The organism is Methanosarcina sp. Kolksee, from assembly GCF_000969945.1.
GTDB classification, from domain to species: Archaea; Halobacteriota; Methanosarcinia; order Methanosarcinales; family Methanosarcinaceae; genus Methanosarcina; species Methanosarcina vacuolata.
On the sequence record NZ_CP009524.1, the window covers coordinates 2,213,715 to 2,235,498 of the forward strand.

Below are 21,784 nucleotides of genomic sequence, written 5' to 3' on the forward strand. Positions count from 1 at the left end.
GTTGAATCCCCTTGATAAAATAAAGGTTTTGATTTTGTATAAAACACCTATATTTTTATTCAGTTCAAAAGATAATGTATAGGGATATGTAAAAGTAACTGATTTGTGACTGAGCGCCTAGTTCACAACTGAGTGACAAATTAATTGATAAGTAATAACTGAACTGGTATTAGCAAATTCATGAACTTGAACTGATAAAAACCCTCTCAGTTTAAAAAAAGTCTTTGTTGATCAGCTGTACCAACCTGACTTTTCTGTATAATAAAATGCCATGGATACACGGTTCTGAATTATGGTCCAGAAACTCTCAGAAATTATAACTTTCAAGTTATATGTAAAACATATTAAAAACTGATTGACGTAATCATTAACATTCAACATAAAACACAGATATATGGAGTCACCAATTATGCGAATCGGAGTCTACATTTGCCACTGCGGGCTAAATATTGCTGGAGTAATAGATGTATTAGCTCTGCAGGAAATGGCGGCTAAACTGGAAGATGTGGTGCTCGCCCGGGAAGTACAGTTTCTATGTTCCGATTCCGGACAGGAAGGCATCATTAAGGATATAAAAGAAAATAAAATCGACAGGGTTGTAATAGCTGCCTGCTCCCCAAGGCTGCATGAAAAGACCTTCAGGCATGTAATGGAAAAAGCCGGGTTGAACCCTTACCTTATGGAAATGGTAAATATAAGGGAGCAGTGCTCCTGGGTACACGCCGATGACCCCCAGATGGCGACCCAGAAGGCTTTTGACCTTATAAGGATGGGAGTTGCGAAGGCAAAGTTCCTCAAGGAACTCAGTGCAACAAGTTCAAAAGCCAGCAGAAATGTCCTGATCATAGGAGGAGGGGTCGCCGGAATCGAAGCAGCCCTGAACCTTGCAGAAGCTGGTTTTCCAGTCACAATGGTAGAAAAGGAATCCACAATCGGGGGCAAAATGGCCCTGATGAATGAGGTCTTTCCTACAAATGACTGCTCCATCTGTGTGCTTGCCCCTAAAATGACGGAAGTTCAGAACCATCCGAATATTACACTTTACACCTACTCCGAAGTTACCGATATTTCCGGATCTGTCGGCAAGTTCCACGTAAAAGTCACACGCAAGCCCAGGTTCATACTTGAAGACAAGTGCAAAGGCTGTGTCGACCTCTGCTCTGCGGTCTGTCCTGTAGAAATCGATAACCCTATGAATTACGGGGTCGGAAAGTCCAGAGCCATATATATGCCAATTCCCCAGTCTGTCCCGCAGGTAGTGCTCATAGACCCTGACCACTGTGTAGGCTGCGGGCTGTGTTTACAGGCCTGCCCTGCCGATGCTGTGGATTACGAGCAAAAACCTGAAGAGATTGAGTTTGAAGCCGGAGCAGTTGTTGTTTCAACAGGTTACCAGCTCTTTGATGCATCACGGAAAAAGGAGTACGGATTTGGAAAGTATCCTGATGTTATAACAAATATGCAGCTTGAGCGCATGCTTAACTCTGCAGGACCTACAGGTGGAAGAGTCGTTGTGCCTTCAACGGGCAAACCACCAAAAAGCGTTTCGTTCATCCAGTGTGTCGGGTCAAGGGATAAAACCGTTGGCAATGAGTACTGCTCAAGAGTTTGCTGCATGGCTGCACTCAAGAATTCCCAGATGGTTAAGGAACGCTACCCTGATACCGAGATCACAATCCACTACATTGACATCCGGGCTGCAGGGGAGATGTATGAGGAATACTATGTAAGGACGCAGGAAATGGGCGTGGATTTCATCCGGGGAAAAGTTGCCGAAATTTACGCAGGCGAAGACGGCAGGCCTGTACTCCGTTATGAAAATACCCTTGAATCCCGGGTCGAAGAAGAAGCCTGCGACCTTGTTGTGCTTTCAACAGGTTACGAGCCCAGCAAAGCGGCAGAAGGCATAGGCCGGATGCTAAATCTTGCCCGGCGGCCTGACAGGTTCTTTGCAAGTGCCCACCCGAAAATGCGTCCTGTAGATGCCCCGGTCAGCGGGGTTTTCCTTGCAGGCTGCGCCTCAGGACCCAAAGAGATTCAGGTTTCGATTGCCCAGGGAAGTGCATGCGCATCCAAGGTTATGCAGCTCCTCGGGACAGGAGAACTTGAAGCCGATCCTATGGGAGCTCATGTTGACCCTGAAAAATGTATAGGATGCAGGACCTGTCTTGATGTCTGCAAGTTCGGGAAAATCAAGATAGAGAATAAAAAAGCTGTTGTAGACGAGGTTTCATGTTATGGCTGTGGAGACTGCAGTGCTGCATGTCCTGCAGGGGCAATCCAGATGCGAAACTTCGAAAACGAACAGATTCTTGCCCAGGTTCGGGCTGCAACTGCTCACAGGTCCCAGAGTCCTTTTGTTGTGGCTTTCCTCTGTAACTGGTGCAGTTACGCCTGTGCAGACCTTACCGGGATGTCAAGGCTCCATTACCCGACAAACATCAGAGTTATCCGTACTATGTGCTCGGCAAGGGTAAACCCGGAATTCGTGCTTGAAGCCTTAAAAGGCGGAGCCGACGGAGTGCTTGTTGCGGGCTGCAGGATGGACGAGTGTCACTATATCCACGGGAACTTTGACGCAAAACAGAGGATGGATGTCTTAAAGGAAGTTATAAAGGAAATCGGACTTGACCCCAGACGGCTGAGGACCCTCTGGATCTCGGCTGCCGAAGGAGAACGGTTCTCAAACACAATTAGCGAGTTTGTAAAGGAACTTGAAGAAGTCGGGCCCATAGGAACCGAACTCAAGCTTGGAGAACCCGAAGCTGAACCTGAGGAGGTGGCATAATGAGCGAGGAACACACCGAACAGGAAGTTCACATCTGCAGAGGCTGCTGCGGGGCCGGAGAAAACGAAGTTACGGAACCTGAAGCCACTGTTGAGACCGAGGATTTTGAAGCCGAGGACCTCGAAGCTGAAGCTCCGGAGACTGCTGAGGATGAAGCCCAGGAAAAGATCACAGTTACGACCGGTATGGACCTTCAGGGCTCCCATTTTATTTATACCCAGACAACCGAGAAATCCATCAAAACTCTGGATTATGATTACAAGCGCTGCAATGGTTGTGGAATCTGTGCAGAAATCTGCCCAACAAAAGCTCTTGAAATGGGGCCCCTTCATGAGATTGCAACCGGGCTTGATGCGCCTGCGGTGATGATGGACCTTGAGAAATGTACCTTCTGCAGGATGTGCTCAAACCTCTGCCCTGTGCATGCCATAACCTTTGAGGCTGTGGGGGAAATTCCTGATGAGAAACGGTATCCGAAGTACGATGCCTTTGTTAAGATCAACGAGAAATGCCTCCCCTGCGCTCTCTGTGAGGGAGCCTGCCCTCAGGATGCAATCGAAGTTGAATTCACCTTCCCGAAAAAAGAGGAGATTGCGCCTTTAAAGGAAGGGGCAGAAGGAGAGATCGAAATTGACACTGAAAAGTGCAATTTCTGCGGAATCTGCGCCCGGTTCTGTGATGCCTTCATCCTGCTCGAGCGTGAGCCCACACCTGATAATCCCGTGCCTTTCGAGCAGATCCTTGTGGACGAGGATAAATGCGATTATTGTGTACTCTGCCAGGACATCTGCCCTGAAGAAGCAATAAAGGTTAAAGGGGAACGCCCCTGCGAGGCTCCGAAAGTTGAGGGGAATGTTAAGGTAGACGAGCTGAAGTGTACACAGTGCGCCCGCTGCAAGACCGTCTGTCCGTATGAAGCCATAGACCTGCAAAAACCTATGGAAGGAGGACTGAACCTTATTGAGACAAACCTGAAGGAATGCGATCCCCAGGGCTGCCGCGGCTGTTTCAATGTCTGCCCTTCCAAACTCTGGTATGTGCCCACAGATCCTGAAGACCCGCGAAAAATTGCTTTTGCAGCGGATTTCTGTACCTATTGTGGAGCCTGTGTGAAAGCATGTCACATTGACGCTATTAAAGTGGAAAGGACCGATGTCCACCACACCGATATTCCTGATGCTCCCTGGGCTGCCCAGTGGAGGGATGCAATCGAGTCCCTGAAAACTGGAGTAAGGAAAGGAGTCGACCGTGCAATACCCAGGGAAACCGAGACCCTTAAAGCCCAGAAGTTCATGGGCATAACGCCCCCTGGAGTTGACGAGGAAATGCTTGCAGCCGTGCAGGCGAAGCTTGAGGCTTTAATGCCAGCTCTCAGGAGCGCGAAAGTCAGGAAACTCTGGGAAACTGACTCTCCGAAAAATGCAGCTGCAGCTGTGAAAAAGAAAATAGAAGGTTAAACGGTGAAAGTTGAAGAAAGTAAAAGTGAGAATTGAAGAAAGTAAAAGTTAATGGCTCTTCGTTATTCCCTGTGGATAAGACGATTTTCAATTCGAGACCGCATTGGTTTTTGTGAAGATATTATGAGGATATCCACACAAAACAAAGAAGAGCCGAAATTCTCACTTTACTATTAAACCATTTTTACTTATTGGAAAAGACCTTTACAGAAAAACCTAATATATTGACCCAACATATTATTTAAGGTCTGCCTATTTGGAATTCATAAACTTATAATTATGAAAACCGTACTTTCTTTTTAAAGTAAAACAGTTATGAGGATGAAATTGGTGAGAAATATGCCAGAGAACATGAACTTAAAAATCGGAGAAGCTGCAGGAGTGTTGTATCACAAGCTAGAAGAAGGTGAATGCAGTTTGAACCAGGTAAAGATTCACCTAAGTGCCAATGGTTTTGATTCTCAAATGGCTTTAATGTCTATTGGCTGGCTTGCTAGAGAAGATAAGATCAACATTGATAAAGAATCCAATCGTTGGTATGTCCGATTGAAATAACCCTTCTTGAATTTTTTGATAATATACTCTGTTTTACATCAAAATGATTCTCCATTATGTTTCTATTAGCTTGCTTTTTCTTCAGACTTGCTTTTTTCTCTTACAACCATAACAGGGACTTTTGAGTGCCGTACAACATTTACGGCAACGCTGCCTAAAAGCAACCGATCAATTCCTGTTCTGCCAAGAGTACCCATGACAATAATATCCATTTTCTCTTCTTCGGCGTATCGGATCAGCTCAGTGGCAGGGTGACCTTCAAGCAGGGCACACTTGACATTGACATTTTCCATTTCTCCTATTCCTTTTACATAATTAACGGCTTTGCATCCGTCTTTTCTCAAAGCCTCATGCATTCTCTCCCAGTTAAAATCCACAGCCATCGAAGAAAAATACTCCGTTGATATTACATAAACTGCGTAAACCGTCCCTCCACTTAACCTGGCAAGTTCTATTCCTCTATTGGCAGCAAGCCTTGAGCAAACCGAGCCGTCAGTTGCAATCATTATTTTGTTAAAAGTAACGTTCTCTATGCAAAATCCCCCAGTTATTCATTCACTTGCAAGAAATATAATAGCATCGGGTTTCATGAAGTGAGGCCAGGAAATCCATTCGAAAATTTTTGATCTTTCAGAAAAGATATAGTGGTGGAAGAATATTTTAAAATTATGAAATTTTCGACAAGAAATACAAGGCAATGCAAACCCCCAACTAATGCAAAGGAACCTGTTATTAATTTGTCGAATTTATCGATGGATTAACCAGATCTCTATTATTTTTGCTTTTCTTCTGTCTAATCAGTACATTTTATGTTATGCAAACTACGCTTACCTTTGTAATGACCAATTAAATAGCCTACACATAAGCCTTTAACAAAACCAATTAAACCAACGCCCACAACAACACCAAAAGCTATTTTTGCAGCTTTTTTGCACATTCTTTTAAACTCACCCATATATACACCTCTATTATTTTAATTTTTGATTAAGTTTTTCTTTATTTCATTGTACTGCTTTAGTTTTATACTACCAAGTGAATATACATTTTGCTATGCTTGGCTCATCGTTGAGATCTATGCGCCAACTAGCTTCATTTTTATGAGCTCGTCCCAAAACCAATTTTTTCTCAACCAGTAAAAGTTTCAGAACTATTTTCCAAGATAAGAAACTGATTGATCATTCCAAATCCGAGATTCTGAACATAATTTTGGGTTCTGGAATAGGCTCTATATATATTTTTGAATATGAGTTGGGGTGTATACTCAAATAAATTACTTGTGGCCAAATCATCCAACAATCAAGGATTCTGAAATAATTAATGATTGAGCTCATCCCAAAACCAATATTATTCCCACATCAATAAGAGTTTCAGAATTATTTTTCAGGATTAGAAGCTCTTATTGATAATCCAGAATACGATATTCAGAGAAGCAATTTTGCGTTTTGGGATCAGCTCATTCGAAAAAAAGTATGAAAAATGGATAGTTTAATGATCTGGTGAAAAAGTTTGTGGCTTATATATAATGTATTAATAATAGTTTATGGAGTTCAAAAGTACTTTCCAGGTAACCCAAACGCACATCTATTAAATGATGGATGAAGTGGTTGCTATTGATGACCAGACATATTATTATAGAACAAGCAGATCTGAAGGAGGGTTAGGGAAAACTGGTTCATTTGACGATGGGACTCCAATTTTTAGTCAACTTACCTCCAAAATAAAAAACAATAGACATGTAGTTAGTCTGATTCCAGGGCATGTTCAAGTCTGTAGAGGATACTCAGATTCTGGCGTTGGACTACACTATTTGAAGATTAATGCTCCACTACCCATTGGATCGGGGCACCAATTTCTAGAAACTTGGGGAGCTGAAACTTGTCATATATATGTGAAGTGAAGAGCTAAAACTCTTCACTTTTTTGGGGTAATTGGTATGAGTAGAATTAACAAGAAAGTTGCTTTTTTTATTGTTTTTCTGATTCTAGTAATAATTGCAGGGTTATTTGTAAAAACACCAGTAGATACGGAAACGCAAGTTAACGATGAGCTTAAGGTAGGTGATATGTATATTCAATTTGAAGATGGAATTTCCGATTCGGAAGTTCAAACCATTCTTGAAAGCTACAACCTTACTATGAACTATAGCATAAAGTACAATATTGATCACCCGGCGGACAAATACTACATAATGTTAGACAAAGACAATTGGGATATAAGACGTGAACTAAGTCAAAAAATGAAAGAGGAAAAAAAAGATTGGATTACATCTTCTCCTGCTCATGTAATCAGGAAAGGAGATGATTACGTATTTACGGTATCTGAACAAGCTGTTCAAGATGAAAATTTTCTTGAAATACTCGATAAATATGATATTCAAGTGAAAAAGTCTACCTGGTGTTATATTCGTTTTGAAGATGAGTCCAAGAATTGGATTCCGGAAAAAGATGCAATCAGAATAAAAAGTGAGCTCGAAAAGAACGAAAATATTTTCTCTATATATCTTGATTACCGTTATTAGCTGTATCCTCTTCAAACTGTATGGGTAAAAGTAAATTTCATATATTTACTGAAAATTTAAAAATATCTCCATTTACATTATAAATTTGTTCACATGAAAGAAATATAACGCTATCGGATAATGCCATCAGATTTCAGAAAGTGAAGATCTCCGGTGTTATTTCTTTTTATTTTGGGATTATTTTTTTTGGAACAGAGTCTTCGAACGAGAAAGTTTAAAAATTTAAATAACCAAAGTATTAACATTTTTTATATTAAATATAAAAGGAAGACATAGGAATAAGATAATGAAAATTAACAAAAAATTGCATTCAACAATGTTAGCATTAGCAGCTTTGATTTTTCTAATTTTCGTTATATCTACAGCATCGGCAGCAACCGCACAAAATAATTCACCACTGATCACTGAAACCCAGATCAGTACCAGCGGATCAGCACCTGCTATCTACGGGGATAGGATAGTCTGGCAGGATGACCGCAATGGAAACTGGGATATCTACATGTATGATCTTTCCACTAAAAAGGAAACCCGTATTACCACCAATAAATCAAATCAGATCAACCCCGCTATTTACGGAAACAGAATCGTCTGGGATGATGATCAAAATGGAAAACGGGATATCTACATGTACGATCTCTCCACTAAAAAGGAAAGTAAGATTACAACCAGTGGAAAAACATTGAGGCCCAGAATCTATGGCAACAGGATTGTTTGGATGGATGGCCGCAATGGAGGAAGCCTGGACGAAAGTAACTGGGCTGATGGAAACTGGGATATCTACATGTACGATCTTTCTACCTGCACCGAATACCAGATAACAACTAATGAATCAACACAGGAATATCCCGATATATACAGAGATAAAATTGTGTGGGAAGACAATCGCAATATAGATCATCATAGATTCGATATTTTCATGTACGATCTTTCCACTAAAAAGGAAACTTGCATTTTTAAAGAGGAATTCCAGAGTCATGATCCCAGGATTTACGGGGACAGGATCGTATGGATGTATGAAGATGGAATGGGAGAATACCTTATTAATATGTATAATATCTCCAATCCCACCGAACCAGGTCCCTCTTTCGAGTATATCGAAAATTTCTTACCTGCAGTCTATGGTAACAGGATAGTGTGGACTGATGGTCGTAACTCCTGGGCAGGAAATGATAACTATGATATTTACATGTATGACCTCTCTACTTCTACGGAAACCCAGATAACTACTGATGAATCATATCAGGGCAGGCCTGCCATCTACGGGGACAGAATAGTGTGGGAGGACGGTCGCAATCCAGGAGGTATTTACATGGCTACTCTCAGTTATGGCCCAAGCCTTCCAGTTGCTGATTTTTCTGCCTCTCCTACTTCAGGAAAAACACCATTAAACGTTAAATTTACTGACACAAGCACTGGATCCCCAACTTCCTGGTACTGGAACTTTGGAGATGGGTCAAAGTCATACCTCCAGAATCCCACGCATAAGTATTCCAAAGTAGGGAGTTATACTGTTAGCTTAACAGTAAAGAATGCTAAAGGCAGTAACAAGGTAACAAAAACAGATTATATAATAGTGATAACAAAACCTGTTGCTGCATTCTCTGCATCTCCTACCTCCGGAAAAGCACCATTAAAAGTTAAATTTACTGACAAGAGTACAGGAACACCAACTAAATGGAAATGGAGTTTTGGAGATGGAACAATTTCAAGAGAAAAGAATCCAACACATCAGTATACACAGAAAGGAAACTATAAGATTACGCTTACAGTGAGCAATGCCGCAGGCAGCAATACTATAACGAAGACAAATTTCATAAAAGTGACAACAGATACAAGACCTGGTATATATTCTGAAAACAAATAAAAGGTTAACATAAAAGGAGTGGGGAACTTTTTACAATGTTTGCCTATGTGAGACTAAATTGAAGATAGGTAGATGGTTAAACCAGTACCATCAGGCTTGAGATAAAACATATCTAATTCTACACCTTTTCTTGCGCGATCCGGCATAGAGTTAGAAAAACAGTAGAGAGGATGCATTAAACATTAGGTTTCTTCCATATCAATGTTAAAACTAAATATACAGGATTATGGTTTTCAGTAGACAATCCAAATCCAGTTCCAGATTTATCCTCTTCTCAGATCAACAGTCTTTCCCCTATTTTCTTCAAACCGCCTGCAGTATTCTTCAGGGCACTGTTTTCCAGGGCATCCGCAGATATACTCCATAATATCGCTAAATTTTGCGCTGGCAACTGATACCGAGGTATCGGCAGCTCCGTAATAAATGCGGAGTTCATCGTTTACTACTACCCATCCGCAGGGAAAAACAACGTCATTGACATCTCCACTGCGTTCGTATGGCTCACGAGGCCCGAAAATCCAGCCTTCCGACCTGCGGAGCACTTTCGTGGGATCTTCAAGGTCAAGGAGAGCCAGCCCGAGCCTGTAACTAATTTTTGAGGTAGTCTGGCGTACTCCATGGTACATAATTAACCAGCCTTCAGGTGTACGGAGCGGCTGCGGGCATAAACCGATTTTATAAGCATCCCACCATCCACCTTCTCTGGCATACAGGAGAACTTCGGGTTTTTCCCAGGATTTCATATCATACGAAAAGGAGATCCAGATATTAGCCTTCAAAGTGTGAGTAGTAGGCGCAGGCCTGTGTAACATAGCCCATTTGCCGTTAAACCTTACAGGAAAAACGGCAGCGTCTTTATTATCGGGAGGCATCAACGGTCCTGCTCGGTCAAAGTTACGAAAATCCTCGGTAAAGGCAAGAGCTGGCAAAGGGCCACTATCCGAAAAAGCCACATATACTATAGCCCACTTTCCCATCTCATCGATGTAAGTTATGCGCGGGTCTTCAATGCCATATATCTCTTCAGGATAATTTGCGGGGTCCGGAAAAAAGGTTGGTTCACTGTCAATTTCCCAGCCATCAATTCCGTTTTCACTCCTTGCAACTGTAAAATGAGAAAAACCCCTGTGGTCCTCAACCCTGACCAGCAACAGAATTTTACCATCGATTATGGCAGCTGCTGGGTTAAATACTGAATTGGCTCTATAAGGCCAGTCTTCAACCGTAAGTATTGGATTTTTTCTAGACCGTATAAATAGCTCCCCATGGTCTTTCCAGGTCATATTATTCCCCTTCAGCTTATGTTGTTTTCTCATTTATCTTCATAGATGAGAAGCTCATCATATCCATTTCCTGGGATATTGTGCTTAAGACTACCGGGGATATTGTGCTTAAAAGTGGCCTGACCTCAAGCACATCCTCTACATATGCTCTAAAAATTTCTGCAACGCTCCAGGCCTGAGCTATGCACCCGCCTGGAGAATGAGGATAATCACCATTAAAAACTTCGGAAATGGTACCAAAGCCTGCGGTTTCGAAATGCGTATCAAAGCCCTCAAGGAGAGCCCTCATATCTTCAAGACTCTTTTTGGAATAATTGTTAACTTTCCGGTAAGCTCTCACATAAGCGCCAAGGAGCCAGGGCCAGGCTGTCCCGTTATGATAAGCTGTATCTCGGGTGAATGCATCCCCGTGATACTGTCCTTTGTATAAAGGATGATCACTCGAAAGACTTCTAAGCCCAAAAGGCGTCAAAAGGTCTTTTTCAACTCTGTCCACAATCGCTTTTTCTTTATCAGGGGGGAGCATGGTATTAGGAAGAGCTACTGCGAAGATTTGATTGGGGCGAATTGCAGGGTCTTTAACCTCGTTTCCGGCTTCATCCTGACATACAAGGTCAAAGAGACAGTTAGTTTCCGGGTTCCAGAAAGTGCTTTCAAAATTTGAGGCAACACCATCTGCAAGCATCTCATATAAAAAGACCTCTTTTCCAAGAATAGTACCCAGGCTGGAAGCAATTTTCAAGGCGTTGTACCAGAGGGCATTGATTTCACAGGCTTTACCTGCTCTTGGAGTTACTGCCCGCTCTCCAATTTTAGCGTCCATCCAGGTTAATTGAGGCCCCTGTTGAATAAGATGATCAGAATCCATGCAGATTCCAAAGTTCGTACCTTTACGGTAGTTATCTATAATAGCCTCTATAGTGTCCCAGATATCTGCGAGGAAAAGAAAGTTGCCCGTATATGCAAAATAGCGGCTAACAGCATGGATAAACCAGAGAGAAGCGTCTACCGTATTATATACTGGCTCTCCTCCAAAAGACGGAAAAGTGTTGGGAATTAAGCCTTTCCTGCAATATTTAGCAAAATTCATGAGAACGGACCTGGCCTCTTCATGACGATAAGGAATTAGATACAGGCCAGTCAGAGAGATCATGGTATCCCTTCCCCAGTCAGAGTACCAGTGATATCCTGCAATTATAGTATTTTCACCTGAAAAAGGATTCTTCACTGTAAAAGTGTCCGTCGCCCTGAGAAGTTTAAGAGCAAAGGGATCTGTAAGCCTGGAATTGAGAATAAGGAGGTTCTGTCGGTTTACTGCCCTTTTATAGAGTTCATCAACTTTCCTGAGGTTAAGAGGAGGAATGTCGTCTGTTGAAGCAATGATAAAGAAACGAGAAGTTCCAGGTTTGAGTTTGCCTTCGAAATAGCCAGGACTGAAATTATCTTCCTGATAGTTAAGCCCTCTTTGCTTTTCAGCATCATACTCCAGGTTATAGTACCACCTGGGATCAGAATGATATTCAAGGTTGGATGAAAGAGAGAAGGTAAAACCATTAGAACTCTCCAGATCTACTCCCTCTGGATAAGCTTTCTGAGAAAAAGAAAGGTATCCTGAGCGAGCAGTGTAATGGAAGTCTCTTGAGTTTATCAACGGAAATATTTTCAGTAAAGCTTCTTCTGTTATGGATTCGATATCATAGAGAATACAGGTCGTGTTACTGTTATGGACCATGAAGACTTTTTTCTTCACTGTAAAATCGCCAGGCTGGTAAACCCAGAGCGGAAATGGGTTTTGAATGTATTCGGAAAGGCAATTGAAGCCCGTGGGAGAAACAGTATCTGTAAATTTATGGACGGCAAGTTTATAAATTTCTTCATCAGTAGAGATTTCCTCATCAAGAGAAGAAAGCAGTACAAACCTTCCTGGTGAGTTTTCTGGAGCAGCCACAAGCAGCCCGTGGTAAGTCCTTGTGCCTGCCCCGATAACGGTAGAGGAAGCATATCCTCCAAGTCCGTTTCCTATAATCCACTCTCTTTTTATTCCTTCTTCGTATGTTGAAAGACAATCTGCCCCAAGCCTGATCCCACTCATGTATATTTAATTAGGATTGATTTATTAAATAGCTATACGTTTGGAAAAAAACAAGTTTATCCGGATCTATTGGCTCTTTTTTGTATGTTTTTCAGCCATCTCGCTTGTATATATTTTAAAATTTATATATCTGGTTATATTTATATTTACAGTTACACTAATATTTATACTTGGATTTATATCTATATGAGTATTTTAAGTTTCATTTTGGTAATGTAGAATGATTCTATAAAATGAAACAACTTCGAAGTTGAAGCGAAATGGTGGTCACCTGTATATGACAGATCATTGTAATAAAAGAAATTAAAAAAGCGAAATGATTTCGGGATAAACACTTTACTCTCATAACTTTTGATCACGGCTTCAAAAATTATGTCACGGAGCAAAACTTTATTAGTTACCGGGAAAAATGATTTCCATTAATATTTTGAGTTTTCAATAAAAAATTCATAAAGATCTGTTTAGAGGTATCTAAAAAGAGTTATCAGGGGGAGTATAAATCATGACCGAAAACAGGACATATATCTATCTGAACCCAAAAGTAGCCCTGATGGGGGCTGGCTGCGTAAAAGAGATCGGCAAGCATGCAAAAGCCCTTGGAGCTACAAAAGCCCTTATAGTTTCCGGCAAAAGCAAGCATGGAGAGCAGCTTGCACAGAACATATACAAAATTCTTGAAGATTCCGGTCTGGAAGGCACAATCTTTCCAAGAGCAGACCCAAATCCGACCGATACTTCAGTTATGGAAGGAGCGGATATTTACAGAAAAGAGAACTGCAACATAATAATTGCTGTCGGAGGAGGAAGCCCTATGGACTGCGCAAAGGCAATTGGAATTGTGGTACATAACGGTGGATTGATCAATGATTATGAAGGCGTAGGAAAAGTTACAAAAGGAACTCCTCCACTTATCACAGTAAATACGACTGCTGGCACTGCGAGTGAGATGACAAGTTTCACAATTATTACGGATACGAAGCGACATATCAAAATGGCAATCGTCGACCCGCGCATTACTCCTGATATTGCAGTTAACGACCCTGAACTCATGGTAAGCATGCCGCCTGCACTTACGGCTGCAACCGGTATGGACGCTTTAACCCATGCAGTTGAAGCTTATGTTTCTACCATGGCAACGCCTACAACAGATGCAGCTGCTATCAAGTCCATAGAACTTATCTCAAAATATTTACGTGAAGCCGTTGCCCACGGAGAAGACGTGGGGACCAGGGATATGATGGCGCATGCCGAATATCTCGCAGGTATCGCTTTCAACAACGCAAGCCTTGGTTATGTACATTCCATGGCGCACCAGCTAGGGGGGCTTTATAACTTTCCTCATGGGGTTTGCAACGCGATTCTTCTTCCGTATGTGGAAGCATACAACAAGAAGGTCGTCCCGGAACGTTTTGCCGATATTGCTCGGGCAATGGGAGAAAAAGTGGAGGGATTAAGCCATGAAGAAGCTGCAGACCGAGCTATAGAAGCCATCAGGAAACTTGCATTGGATATAGGAATTCCTTCTGGCTTAAAAGAGCTTGGCGCAAAGGAAGAAGATCTCGAACTCCTGGCTGAACATGCAATGCAAGATGTCTGCCGCCTGACAAACCCTAGAGAACTTTCAAAGGAAGATATTATCGAAATATACAGAAAGGCCATGTGAAAAATGCCTGGAGAGAACAATTCTGGAGAGAACAATTCTGGAGAGAACAATTCTGGAGAGAACAATTCTGGAGAGAGTAACTCTAGAAAACTCAAACCTGGAAAGAGCATGCCTGGAAAGAACACCTGAAATTGAGATTTTAAATTGTTAACTATCTTGCTAATAAACGAACTATTATTATCCTTCTTTGTTTTTATTTTTCTTTGTTTTATGATAAGATCAGTAAATTGCGTCTTCAAGAGAAGGTTTTGAGATTGAATAAATAAGGAGAATGATTCTTGATGAAACTATTTGGCGGCCATGAAGGCCATGACGAAGAAAAAAAGCACATATACAGAATGCACGAAAAACTTGTTTCCATTGGAGATGATTACTGGATCGAGAATGAAGAAGGAAAACGAGAATTTTATGTTGACGGTAAGGCATTTCGTCTCCGAAACACCCTGATTTTAAAGGATGCACAGGGAAGAGATCTTTACAAAATTCAGGAGAGGTTACTAAAAATAAGGGATACAATGGATATCACGCGAGTGGATGACGGCCTGGCTGCAACAATTAAAAAATCGTTCATTAATATTTTGAGGGACAGCTGGACTGTTGAAATTTCGGATGGGCCGGAAATGAAATTAAAAGGCGATATTCTTGATCATGAGTATCGGATTGATGTTGAAGGAGAGAGAATTGCAGAAATCTCGAAAAAATGGTTCCACATCCGGGATACTTATGGAGTGGAAATCGAACCTGGACAGGACAATGCATTCATTCTGGCGATTACAGCTGCACTCGATCAAATGGCGCATGAGGACTGAGTTCTAGCCTGAGAAAAGCTAGAAGAAATAGCTGGTCTAAGGCAAGTAATATTGATAGATTTGACAAATGTTACTTCTATAGGAGGAAAAAGCAGGGCACAAATTTCTATGGATGACTGCGAAAGAATATAGGGGGGATGAAAATATAAATTCAAATGATCACTCAGTACCCGCTAAAATTTTACTTTACAGCACCGCTGCCGTTATTTTGACAATAGGGATGCGGGAAATTGCATCAATACTTACAGTAGTCTTTTTCTCTGTGTTTACTGCACTGATCTTTACTCCACTTGTCCGCTGGCTAAAACAACGAGGGATTCCAGGTACATTGAGTGTTATTCTGGTAATCTTACTATTTACTTTAATTATCCTGGTTCTTGGGGTAATAGTTGTTGAAGCAGCATTGCAGTTTGGAAATCAGATCCCGATTTATCAAGCTCAGTTGACTGAATTGGCGAATAACCTTACAAAATATATCCCTTCATATGAAGAATTTTCCATACAGTCGATTCTCCGTAGTATCGTGTCGATAACAATTTCTCTCATGGCAAATACCGTTAACGGAATTGTGAATGCCGGAGCAACAGTCGGAATTATTATTGTTACAGCAGCATTTCTGCTAATTGATGCCGCCAATACTTCTGAAAAAGTAGACTCGGAAATTGGAAAGCAGTCCGAACTCCGCTTGAGGATAAGTAAATTTAGCAAGAAGCTGGTAAAATTCATTGTCATAAGAGCAGAAATAAACCTTATAACTGGTATTACAATTGCTCTCCTCCTCTTCATCGGAGGCATTGACTATGCTATTCTCTGGGGAGTCCTCATATTTCTGTTAAGTTATATTCCCTATATTGGTCTGGTTATTGCTTCTGTTCCTCCAATAATGCTTGCGCTTTTCAAGTATGGGCCTCTAGGTGCTCTTGCAGTCATTCTAATTATTGTTGCTGTGGACGCGCTTGCAGAAAATGTTCTTTTTCCATCACTTATGGGAAAAGGCCTGCAACTATCTCCTGCTTTCCTGTTTCTTGCTCTTCTCTACTGGAATTTCGTGTTTGGACTTGCAGGTGTGCTGCTTTCAATACCGCTTACAATAGTTTTGAAGATTATACTTGAAAGCTTTGAGGAAACAAAATGGCTGGCCAGATTGATGGGCCCGATTGAAGAAACTGAAGAAAGTTGAGGAAATGGACTCTTCAAACCTAACTTCCGCCTTTTTAGGCGCATATATGCTTTTCGGTATCTCTGTAAGGTCAGATGATTGCGATTTAAAAATATTTGCCTTGTAGATAATGTGCTTAAGTTTAAGCACACGTATCGATATTAGGCGACATTTATGTGCTTAAAAATGCGGAACTAAGGTTCAAAAGTGAACTTTTGCGGAAATTTCCTTAAAATCGGGATCGATATCGAATCTGAAAATATGAACAAGAAATGACGAAAAGAAGAGTAAAAACAAGAAATTAGTGAAAAAATATGAAACTTTTTCTGTGAGGAATAAAATGTAGAGGTAAATCAAAATCCATGCTTGCCACCTTAAACAGGGATTTTCAATACCTTATATAGGGTAATTGATCGATCACCATGCTACCCTGTATCCAAAAACCGTGTCCTGACATCCCTGGCACAGTCCTGAAATCTTGAATTCCTTGACAAACGCTTCGCTTCGGAATTCGTCTTCGTCTACTCTCTCCTCACATAACGGACATGTACACTTTGCAACTATCTTAATTTCTCGCCTAAATCCTAGTGATTTTAGAAAGCTCTTTTTTTCCATTTCCATATCTATCAACTCTACAATTCCATGATACAATATGCTGTTTCCGAACAACCATCCAAAAAAAGAAGCAAATATAGATGGCTCAATTATTTCAGCTTAAATGACAGATGCTTTTCAGCATATGTATCGACAAACAATTCTGTCTGCAATTTGCAGTAATGTTTTTATTTATGTTTAGCATGAAAGTTCTTTCAAGTACTTTCATTTAGCACGAAAGTTCTTTCAAGTACCTGCATTTCTTTGTGCCTGTTATTCGAAGAATTTCATGTGTGTTTTGGTATTGCTCGCGAATTTTTATAATATAAAAGTAGTGTAGAATTTTCCTACCGTTTTAACACCTGTTCTAACAGATCTTATTCGCGTATATAATAATCTGCAGAAACCAATATAAATTTATTGGTTTTTTGGTTCTTATTCATTCCCTATGGATAACACTATTTTCAATTCGATATCCGCTGGACTTATAAGAATAGCTGGATTTATTTTCGGTTATTTCTTCTGCTTTTTCAGTTATTTCGGTCCTTCTCTACAATTTTTAAAACATCAACGTTTGAAGTAGTCTGAATCAAAAAGAACTGCTTGCTCACAGACGCGGTTTTCCTTGCTGCAGTTTCCATACAGAGAATGAGAATTTTGATGGCATCCTGAAAAGTGCTCTTCTTCGTCCAATTGTCTTTGAAGCATTTATTGGCTACCTGCTTTGTGAAATCGTTCCCGAGAACTATTAAATTACTTCCCTTTGTGTGTGAGGTTAAAGTTATCTCGGAATCCCTGATCTCGGCAATTGCGTGGTTCCCGGCTGAGGCATACAGCCTTCTTTTTTTGGTGACCCCGCCTTCAATTGAGGATACTTCCCCTATTAAAATGCCTTCTCTTTCCGATATCTTGCTTTTGCAGTCCGTAACAGTTATGCCGACCCCGAATTCTCGGGCTTTTTTTGCGAGTTCGTCATCCGTGACTATTGTCCCGTTGTAAAGATCTTTTTCAAGCTTTTCTCTGTTCTGCTTCTCTCCTTCAAAAGTTATTTCCCGCAGGTCTCCGGTCATTACTGCACCGTTCTTCCCGATAAAAGCGATAACAAGGGTCATTTTAATCTGCTCCAGAACCTGTATAAAAAATATTCTGCATTTTAAGGGATCTTCTGTCTTATAAGCCATTTGTGTTTTTGATCCACTTCATCTGTTTCTTATCTCACATCTACTGGAATATTCTTCTAGTTGTATCGAAATAAATGTCTTGCGGGCTTTCTATGACTCTGACCAGCACATAAAATATGCCTTGTATTATGCTTTGTAGCTTTGTCAGAATATTTGTCAGGATAGTCTGGTGTCGAGTCAATCATTAAGAATTCAATATTTATGAATAATTGCAATTGATTTTATACGACACTTTACTGTTGACTCGGCTAGCAGATCAAATGTGAGAAGGACATTTTCAGAAAAAGCAATAGATAAAAGAAAAAAGGAAAAAGAAGAAAGAAAGTTTGATTTTGACTCCGGGCTAAGATTTCTTTTTTGATAAACTTTAAATATGAATATATGTTATATGGATCTAACATATGTTAACTATATCTAACTAAATGTTAGAGATAATTAATTAAATGTTATTAATATCTAATAATATGTTGTAAATAAGGAAAAATACCTTTGTAGTGTTAAATAAAATAGACTCCACTAGGCTACGCTTATTGAAATCAAGATTATTCAAAGGGATAGCTATGAAAAATATAAAAAAGATATATATGTACAAGCTTGCTTTAGGAGTTATTATTCTGCTTGCTGGAATAGTATCAGCAACTTGTTATAAACATGAAGCTTCGGCTTCAAGTTTTCTAATCAGCATGGGGCTAATTCTCTTTATTCTAACAGCTTTCAGGTTCTTCAGGCAGGGTGACCTTCCAGATAGGGATGAAAGGACAAAAAAACTAGCAGCTTATGGGATAACTTATTCCTGGCTTCTGACACTGGTACTCATTTCAGTGTTCTATTTGGCGGACTACTTCAAAATGGTTGAGTTTACTGCTGGAAGCGTGCTTGGTATACTTCTTATCTTCATGACCATTTCAGCAAACGTTTTCAGGTGGTATTTCATGCGAAAAGGCGACATTGAGTAAGGCTTTCGGAGGGCAAACCGTGAAAACAAGAATCAAGGAATTCCGAGCCAGGCATGACCTTACTCAGGAAGCCCTTGCAAAAATGGTAGGTGTCAGGAGAGAAACCATTGTTTTTCTTGAGAAAGGAAAATACAACCCCTCACTAAAACTTGCATATAGGATCTCAAGGTGCCTGGACACCACAATCGACGAGTTGTTTCTTTTTGAAGATTCGGATTTCGAATGAGTCCTAAAAAATACCTTCGTCCTCACAGTATTTTTAGAACTTTTGTATTTTTTCATTAATTGAAGTTTATATTTTCTTTTATTTTTCTATAAATAGGTATGCCGTTTTAAAAAAAATCAAGATAAACTTTTAAATAATTTAATATTATAATAAGTTTGCTAAGTTTTGCAGGAGAAAACATGGAAAATATACTTATAGCCTTTCAGAATGTCTGGAAAATTTATCAAATGGGAGAAGTCCAGGTCAATGCCCTCAGAGATGTGAACGTGGAGTTCAAAAAAGGAGAGTTCGTTGCAATAATTGGGCCCTCTGGAAGTGGAAAGTCCACAATGATGAACCTTGTTGGCTGCCTTGACACCCCTACAAAAGGTAAGATTTTCCTGAAAGGCCGGAATATAGCTCGCCTTGAAGAATCGGATCTTGCAGCCCTGAGAGGCAGAACAATTGGGTTTGTTTTCCAGCAGTACAACTTGATTCCTGCCATGACAGCTCTTGAAAATGTGCTTTTGCCCCTGGAAATCCAGGAAATTGATGACAGGGTGGCAGAAAAACGAGCAAAGAAAATGCTTTCGCTTTTAGGGCTTTCGGATAAAATTCAACATAAGCCCTCTCAACTTTCAGGTGGCCAGCAACAAAGAGTCTCGATTGCAAGAGCTCTGGCCTGTAACCCTGAAATCATTCTTGCAGATGAGCCAACAGGAGCTCTGGACAGTGTTACCGGAAAAGAATTACTGGGAATTTTATACAGGCTCTGGAAAGAAGAAGGCAAAACAATTGTTATGGTTACTCATGACCTGCACCTTGCGAAATATGCAAGCAGGCACATCGAACTGAAGGATGGTAAAATCATCAGGGATGAAATGAATGAAGAAAAAATTGACCCAGAAACTCAACAAAGGATGCTGGAGACCGAGACCTGAGAGGAAAACTATGGAGCGGTTTTAGAATAGATCTAACTTATATTCAATCTAAGTTTGTATTGCAGACTAAACTAAAGGCTAAGACTAAATTACAACTACTAAGACTAATTAAAAACATCAGGTTTAGCTATGATTGTTTCAGATTATTTGGATTATTCAGATTATTTGGATTATTCAGATTATTTGGATTATTCAGATTATTTGGATTATTCAGATTATTTGGATTATTTCAGATTATTTGGATTATTTCAGTATTCAAATCATACCAAACTCTATTCGGACCATGTACGCCCGATAAAACCTTTTTGGACATTTTTAGAGTTATGAAAAAAGTAAAAAATGAGGAATTGAGATGGGTTTTAAACTTACAGGTTTTATTTGCTTGCTCTTGCTTTTTTTCTTTTGCGTTCCCCCTGCCCTGGCGGAAGATACTTCAGAAGATGAGAGCACCTCCAATATTAGTTCGGGACTTGATGAAGGCTTAACTCTGGATCTGCTTAACCAGGACCCTGACCCGGTAGAACCCGGAGATGTCCTTGAAATCAGGCTTTCGATTCAGAACACGGGATATGAGGATCTGGAGAACTGTGTTCTGGAAATCAAGCCAGAGTACCCTTTCAAGGCTCTTGCCGGCGAGACGCTTGTAAAGGATATAGGCACTCTGGGAAAACGCTATGCAGATAACCGTCAGAAGGTCGTAAAATTCAAGCTGGGGATTGAAAACAATGTCAATGAAGGCACATATCCTCTAAAAGTATACGTTTACGCAACTAAGGACGACAGCCGGCTTACTCTTACAAAAGATTTTGATATTGAAATTGATAGCGAATCAAATGCTGAAATAGAATATATCAGTGTCGAAAAAATGGTGCCAGGGCAGAAAACCAATCTTGTTTTCGGCATAAAAAATGTGGGAAATTCTCCTCTGAAGAATGCGATGTTTTCCTGGGACTGTACTAATGACGTGATCCTGCCTGTCGGAGCAAGCAATGTTAAGCACATTAACTTGATTGACATCGGAGACACTGAGAATGTCAGCTTTCAGGTCCTGACAAACGTCAATACAAAGCCGGGACTTTATAAGCTGGACATGGTGCTCACCTATGATGATGTCGAAGAACTTCAGACTATAACGGAAGCGGGCACTGTAGAAAACCAGAAGCGAAAAGAGATCACAAGCAAGGCAGGAGTCTATGTAGGAGGCACCACTGATTTCGATATCGCATTTATGGAAAGAAGTCCGACAGGAGCTTATACTTTTACGGTTTCGAACATCGGAAACAACGCGGCAAACTCAGTCAAGATTTCTGTCCCCTCACAGGCAAACTGGACTGTTACGGGTGGTAGCAGTAACTCAGTAGTTCTTGGGAACCTTCAAAAAGGAGACAATACAATTGCCGATTTCGACCTGAAGCCAGTAGCAATGAATAAAGAACTTCCCATTAAATTTGAAATTAGCTATACCTCAAATGACGGAATAAGGCAGACTTTGGAAAAAGAGCTCCCTCTTTATTCTTCGTCTTTTACCCCATCAGCCGAGTCTGATGAATCGGAAGGGGGTAATTCTAGCTCACTGATGTATATCGGATTACTTATACTCGTCTGTGTAGCGGGCGCTGTCATCTACAAAAAACGTCAAAAGAAGATCCAAATGAAGAACGCACAGGAAGATGAGCTTAACAAAATAAAGTTCGATGACCCGGACAAGTAAATCAAAAG

At 40.6% G+C, this 21,784-nt stretch carries 19 protein-coding genes and 1 pseudogene; 13 read left to right on the forward strand and 7 right to left on the reverse strand.

The window, feature by feature from the left end; genetic code table 11:
• Positions 1-409: 409 nt before the first annotated feature.
• The 3 genes from hdrA2 to MSKOL_RS09200 all read left to right on the forward strand — a co-directional run bounded on the left by hdrA2 (position 410) and on the right by MSKOL_RS09200 (position 4,800).
• Positions 410-2,788 carry a CoB-CoM heterodisulfide reductase HdrA2 gene (hdrA2, locus tag MSKOL_RS09190; protein WP_048120438.1) on the forward strand — a complete coding sequence of 793 codons (2,379 nt, stop codon included), beginning with the start codon at positions 410-412 and terminating at the stop codon, positions 2,786-2,788.
• A complete protein-coding gene (locus MSKOL_RS09195; RefSeq protein ID WP_048155529.1) occupies positions 2,788-4,245 on the forward strand; it encodes a 4Fe-4S binding protein in 1,458 nt (485 codons plus the stop codon). The genes hdrA2 and MSKOL_RS09195 overlap by 1 nt, the downstream gene beginning before the upstream one ends.
• A gap of 339 nt (positions 4,246-4,584) precedes the next feature.
• Positions 4,585-4,800 (forward strand): winged helix-turn-helix domain-containing protein, encoded by a 216-nt coding sequence (locus MSKOL_RS09200; RefSeq protein ID WP_082091085.1) that lies wholly within the window; start codon positions 4,585-4,587, stop codon positions 4,798-4,800.
• Between the two features lie 65 nt (positions 4,801-4,865).
• Here the strand turns inward: MSKOL_RS09200 and MSKOL_RS09205 are convergent, their stop codons facing one another.
• Positions 4,866-5,306, reverse strand: coding sequence for a universal stress protein (locus tag MSKOL_RS09205; RefSeq protein WP_048155532.1), 441 nt, complete (start codon positions 5,304-5,306; stop codon positions 4,866-4,868).
• A 287-nt stretch (positions 5,307-5,593) separates the two neighbouring features.
• Entirely contained in the window at positions 5,594-5,755 is a 162-nt protein-coding gene (locus tag MSKOL_RS20075; protein ID WP_156151025.1) for a hypothetical protein, read from the reverse strand.
• 978 nt (positions 5,756-6,733) lie between these two features.
• Here MSKOL_RS20075 and MSKOL_RS09215 point away from each other — a divergent pair.
• Positions 6,734-7,318 carry a UPF0228 family protein gene (locus MSKOL_RS09215; protein ID WP_048155534.1) on the forward strand — a complete coding sequence of 195 codons (585 nt, stop codon included), beginning with the start codon at positions 6,734-6,736 and terminating at the stop codon, positions 7,316-7,318.
• A 316-nt stretch (positions 7,319-7,634) separates the two neighbouring features.
• A complete protein-coding gene (locus tag MSKOL_RS09220) occupies positions 7,635-9,182 on the forward strand; it encodes a PKD domain-containing protein (protein ID WP_231592583.1) in 1,548 nt (515 codons plus the stop codon).
• 263 nt (positions 9,183-9,445) lie between these two features.
• On the opposite strand, the gene MSKOL_RS09225 is transcribed toward MSKOL_RS09220, so the two are convergent.
• Together MSKOL_RS09225 and MSKOL_RS09230 are read right to left on the reverse strand one after the other, a co-directional pair.
• Complete coding sequence (locus tag MSKOL_RS09225; protein ID WP_048158262.1) at positions 9,446-10,465, reverse strand: glycosidase; 1,020 nt, start codon at positions 10,463-10,465, stop codon at positions 9,446-9,448.
• 16 nt (positions 10,466-10,481) lie between these two features.
• The gene (locus MSKOL_RS09230) at positions 10,482-12,557 is read right to left on the reverse strand and encodes an amylo-alpha-1,6-glucosidase (RefSeq protein ID WP_082091086.1); all 2,076 of its coding nucleotides are present in this window, start codon (positions 12,555-12,557) and stop codon (positions 10,482-10,484) included.
• Positions 12,558-13,059: 502 nt separating this feature from the next.
• Between MSKOL_RS09230 and MSKOL_RS09235 the strand changes: the two genes are divergently transcribed.
• Positions 13,060-14,220, forward strand: a complete 1,161-nt coding sequence (locus tag MSKOL_RS09235) for an iron-containing alcohol dehydrogenase (protein ID WP_048155536.1) — start codon at positions 13,060-13,062, stop codon at positions 14,218-14,220.
• Here MSKOL_RS09235 and MSKOL_RS21615 read toward each other — a convergent pair.
• Positions 14,192-14,266, reverse strand: a pseudogene (locus tag MSKOL_RS21615) (hypothetical protein); the annotation flags it as partial. The gene MSKOL_RS09235 and the pseudogene MSKOL_RS21615 overlap by 29 nt on opposite strands.
• A gap of 21 nt (positions 14,267-14,287) precedes the next feature.
• Here MSKOL_RS21615 and MSKOL_RS21620 point away from each other — a divergent pair.
• From MSKOL_RS21620 to MSKOL_RS09245, 3 genes are all read left to right on the forward strand, one after another.
• The gene (locus tag MSKOL_RS21620; protein ID WP_369799542.1) at positions 14,288-14,371 is read left to right on the forward strand and encodes a hypothetical protein; all 84 of its coding nucleotides are present in this window, start codon (positions 14,288-14,290) and stop codon (positions 14,369-14,371) included.
• A gap of 130 nt (positions 14,372-14,501) precedes the next feature.
• The gene (locus MSKOL_RS09240) at positions 14,502-15,029 is read left to right on the forward strand and encodes an LURP-one-related/scramblase family protein (protein WP_048155539.1); all 528 of its coding nucleotides are present in this window, start codon (positions 14,502-14,504) and stop codon (positions 15,027-15,029) included.
• A gap of 112 nt (positions 15,030-15,141) precedes the next feature.
• Entirely contained in the window at positions 15,142-16,209 is a 1,068-nt protein-coding gene (locus tag MSKOL_RS09245; RefSeq protein WP_048155542.1) for an AI-2E family transporter, read from the forward strand.
• Between the two features lie 396 nt (positions 16,210-16,605).
• Here the strand turns inward: MSKOL_RS09245 and MSKOL_RS09250 are convergent, their stop codons facing one another.
• Together MSKOL_RS09250 and MSKOL_RS09255 are read right to left on the reverse strand one after the other, a co-directional pair.
• On the reverse strand, positions 16,606-16,809 hold the full coding sequence (locus MSKOL_RS09250; protein ID WP_156151026.1) for a hypothetical protein: 204 nt from the start codon (positions 16,807-16,809) through the stop codon (positions 16,606-16,608).
• 503 nt (positions 16,810-17,312) lie between these two features.
• Positions 17,313-17,894, reverse strand: coding sequence for a DUF2121 domain-containing protein (locus MSKOL_RS09255; protein WP_048158264.1), 582 nt, complete (start codon positions 17,892-17,894; stop codon positions 17,313-17,315).
• Positions 17,895-18,523: 629 nt separating this feature from the next.
• Here MSKOL_RS09255 and MSKOL_RS09260 point away from each other — a divergent pair.
• From MSKOL_RS09260 to MSKOL_RS09275, 4 genes are all read left to right on the forward strand, one after another.
• Positions 18,524-18,919 carry a hypothetical protein gene (locus tag MSKOL_RS09260; protein WP_048155544.1) on the forward strand — a complete coding sequence of 132 codons (396 nt, stop codon included), beginning with the start codon at positions 18,524-18,526 and terminating at the stop codon, positions 18,917-18,919.
• Positions 18,920-18,938: 19 nt separating this feature from the next.
• The gene (locus MSKOL_RS09265) at positions 18,939-19,145 is read left to right on the forward strand and encodes a helix-turn-helix transcriptional regulator (protein ID WP_048123852.1); all 207 of its coding nucleotides are present in this window, start codon (positions 18,939-18,941) and stop codon (positions 19,143-19,145) included.
• Between the two features lie 179 nt (positions 19,146-19,324).
• Positions 19,325-20,065: an ABC transporter ATP-binding protein gene (locus MSKOL_RS09270; RefSeq protein WP_048120455.1), complete on the forward strand. Its 741-nt coding sequence runs from the start codon at positions 19,325-19,327 to the stop codon at positions 20,063-20,065.
• Between the two features lie 352 nt (positions 20,066-20,417).
• Positions 20,418-21,776, forward strand: coding sequence for a COG1361 S-layer family protein (locus MSKOL_RS09275; protein ID WP_048120459.1), 1,359 nt, complete (start codon positions 20,418-20,420; stop codon positions 21,774-21,776).
• The last annotated feature ends 8 nt before the right edge of the window (positions 21,777-21,784 follow it).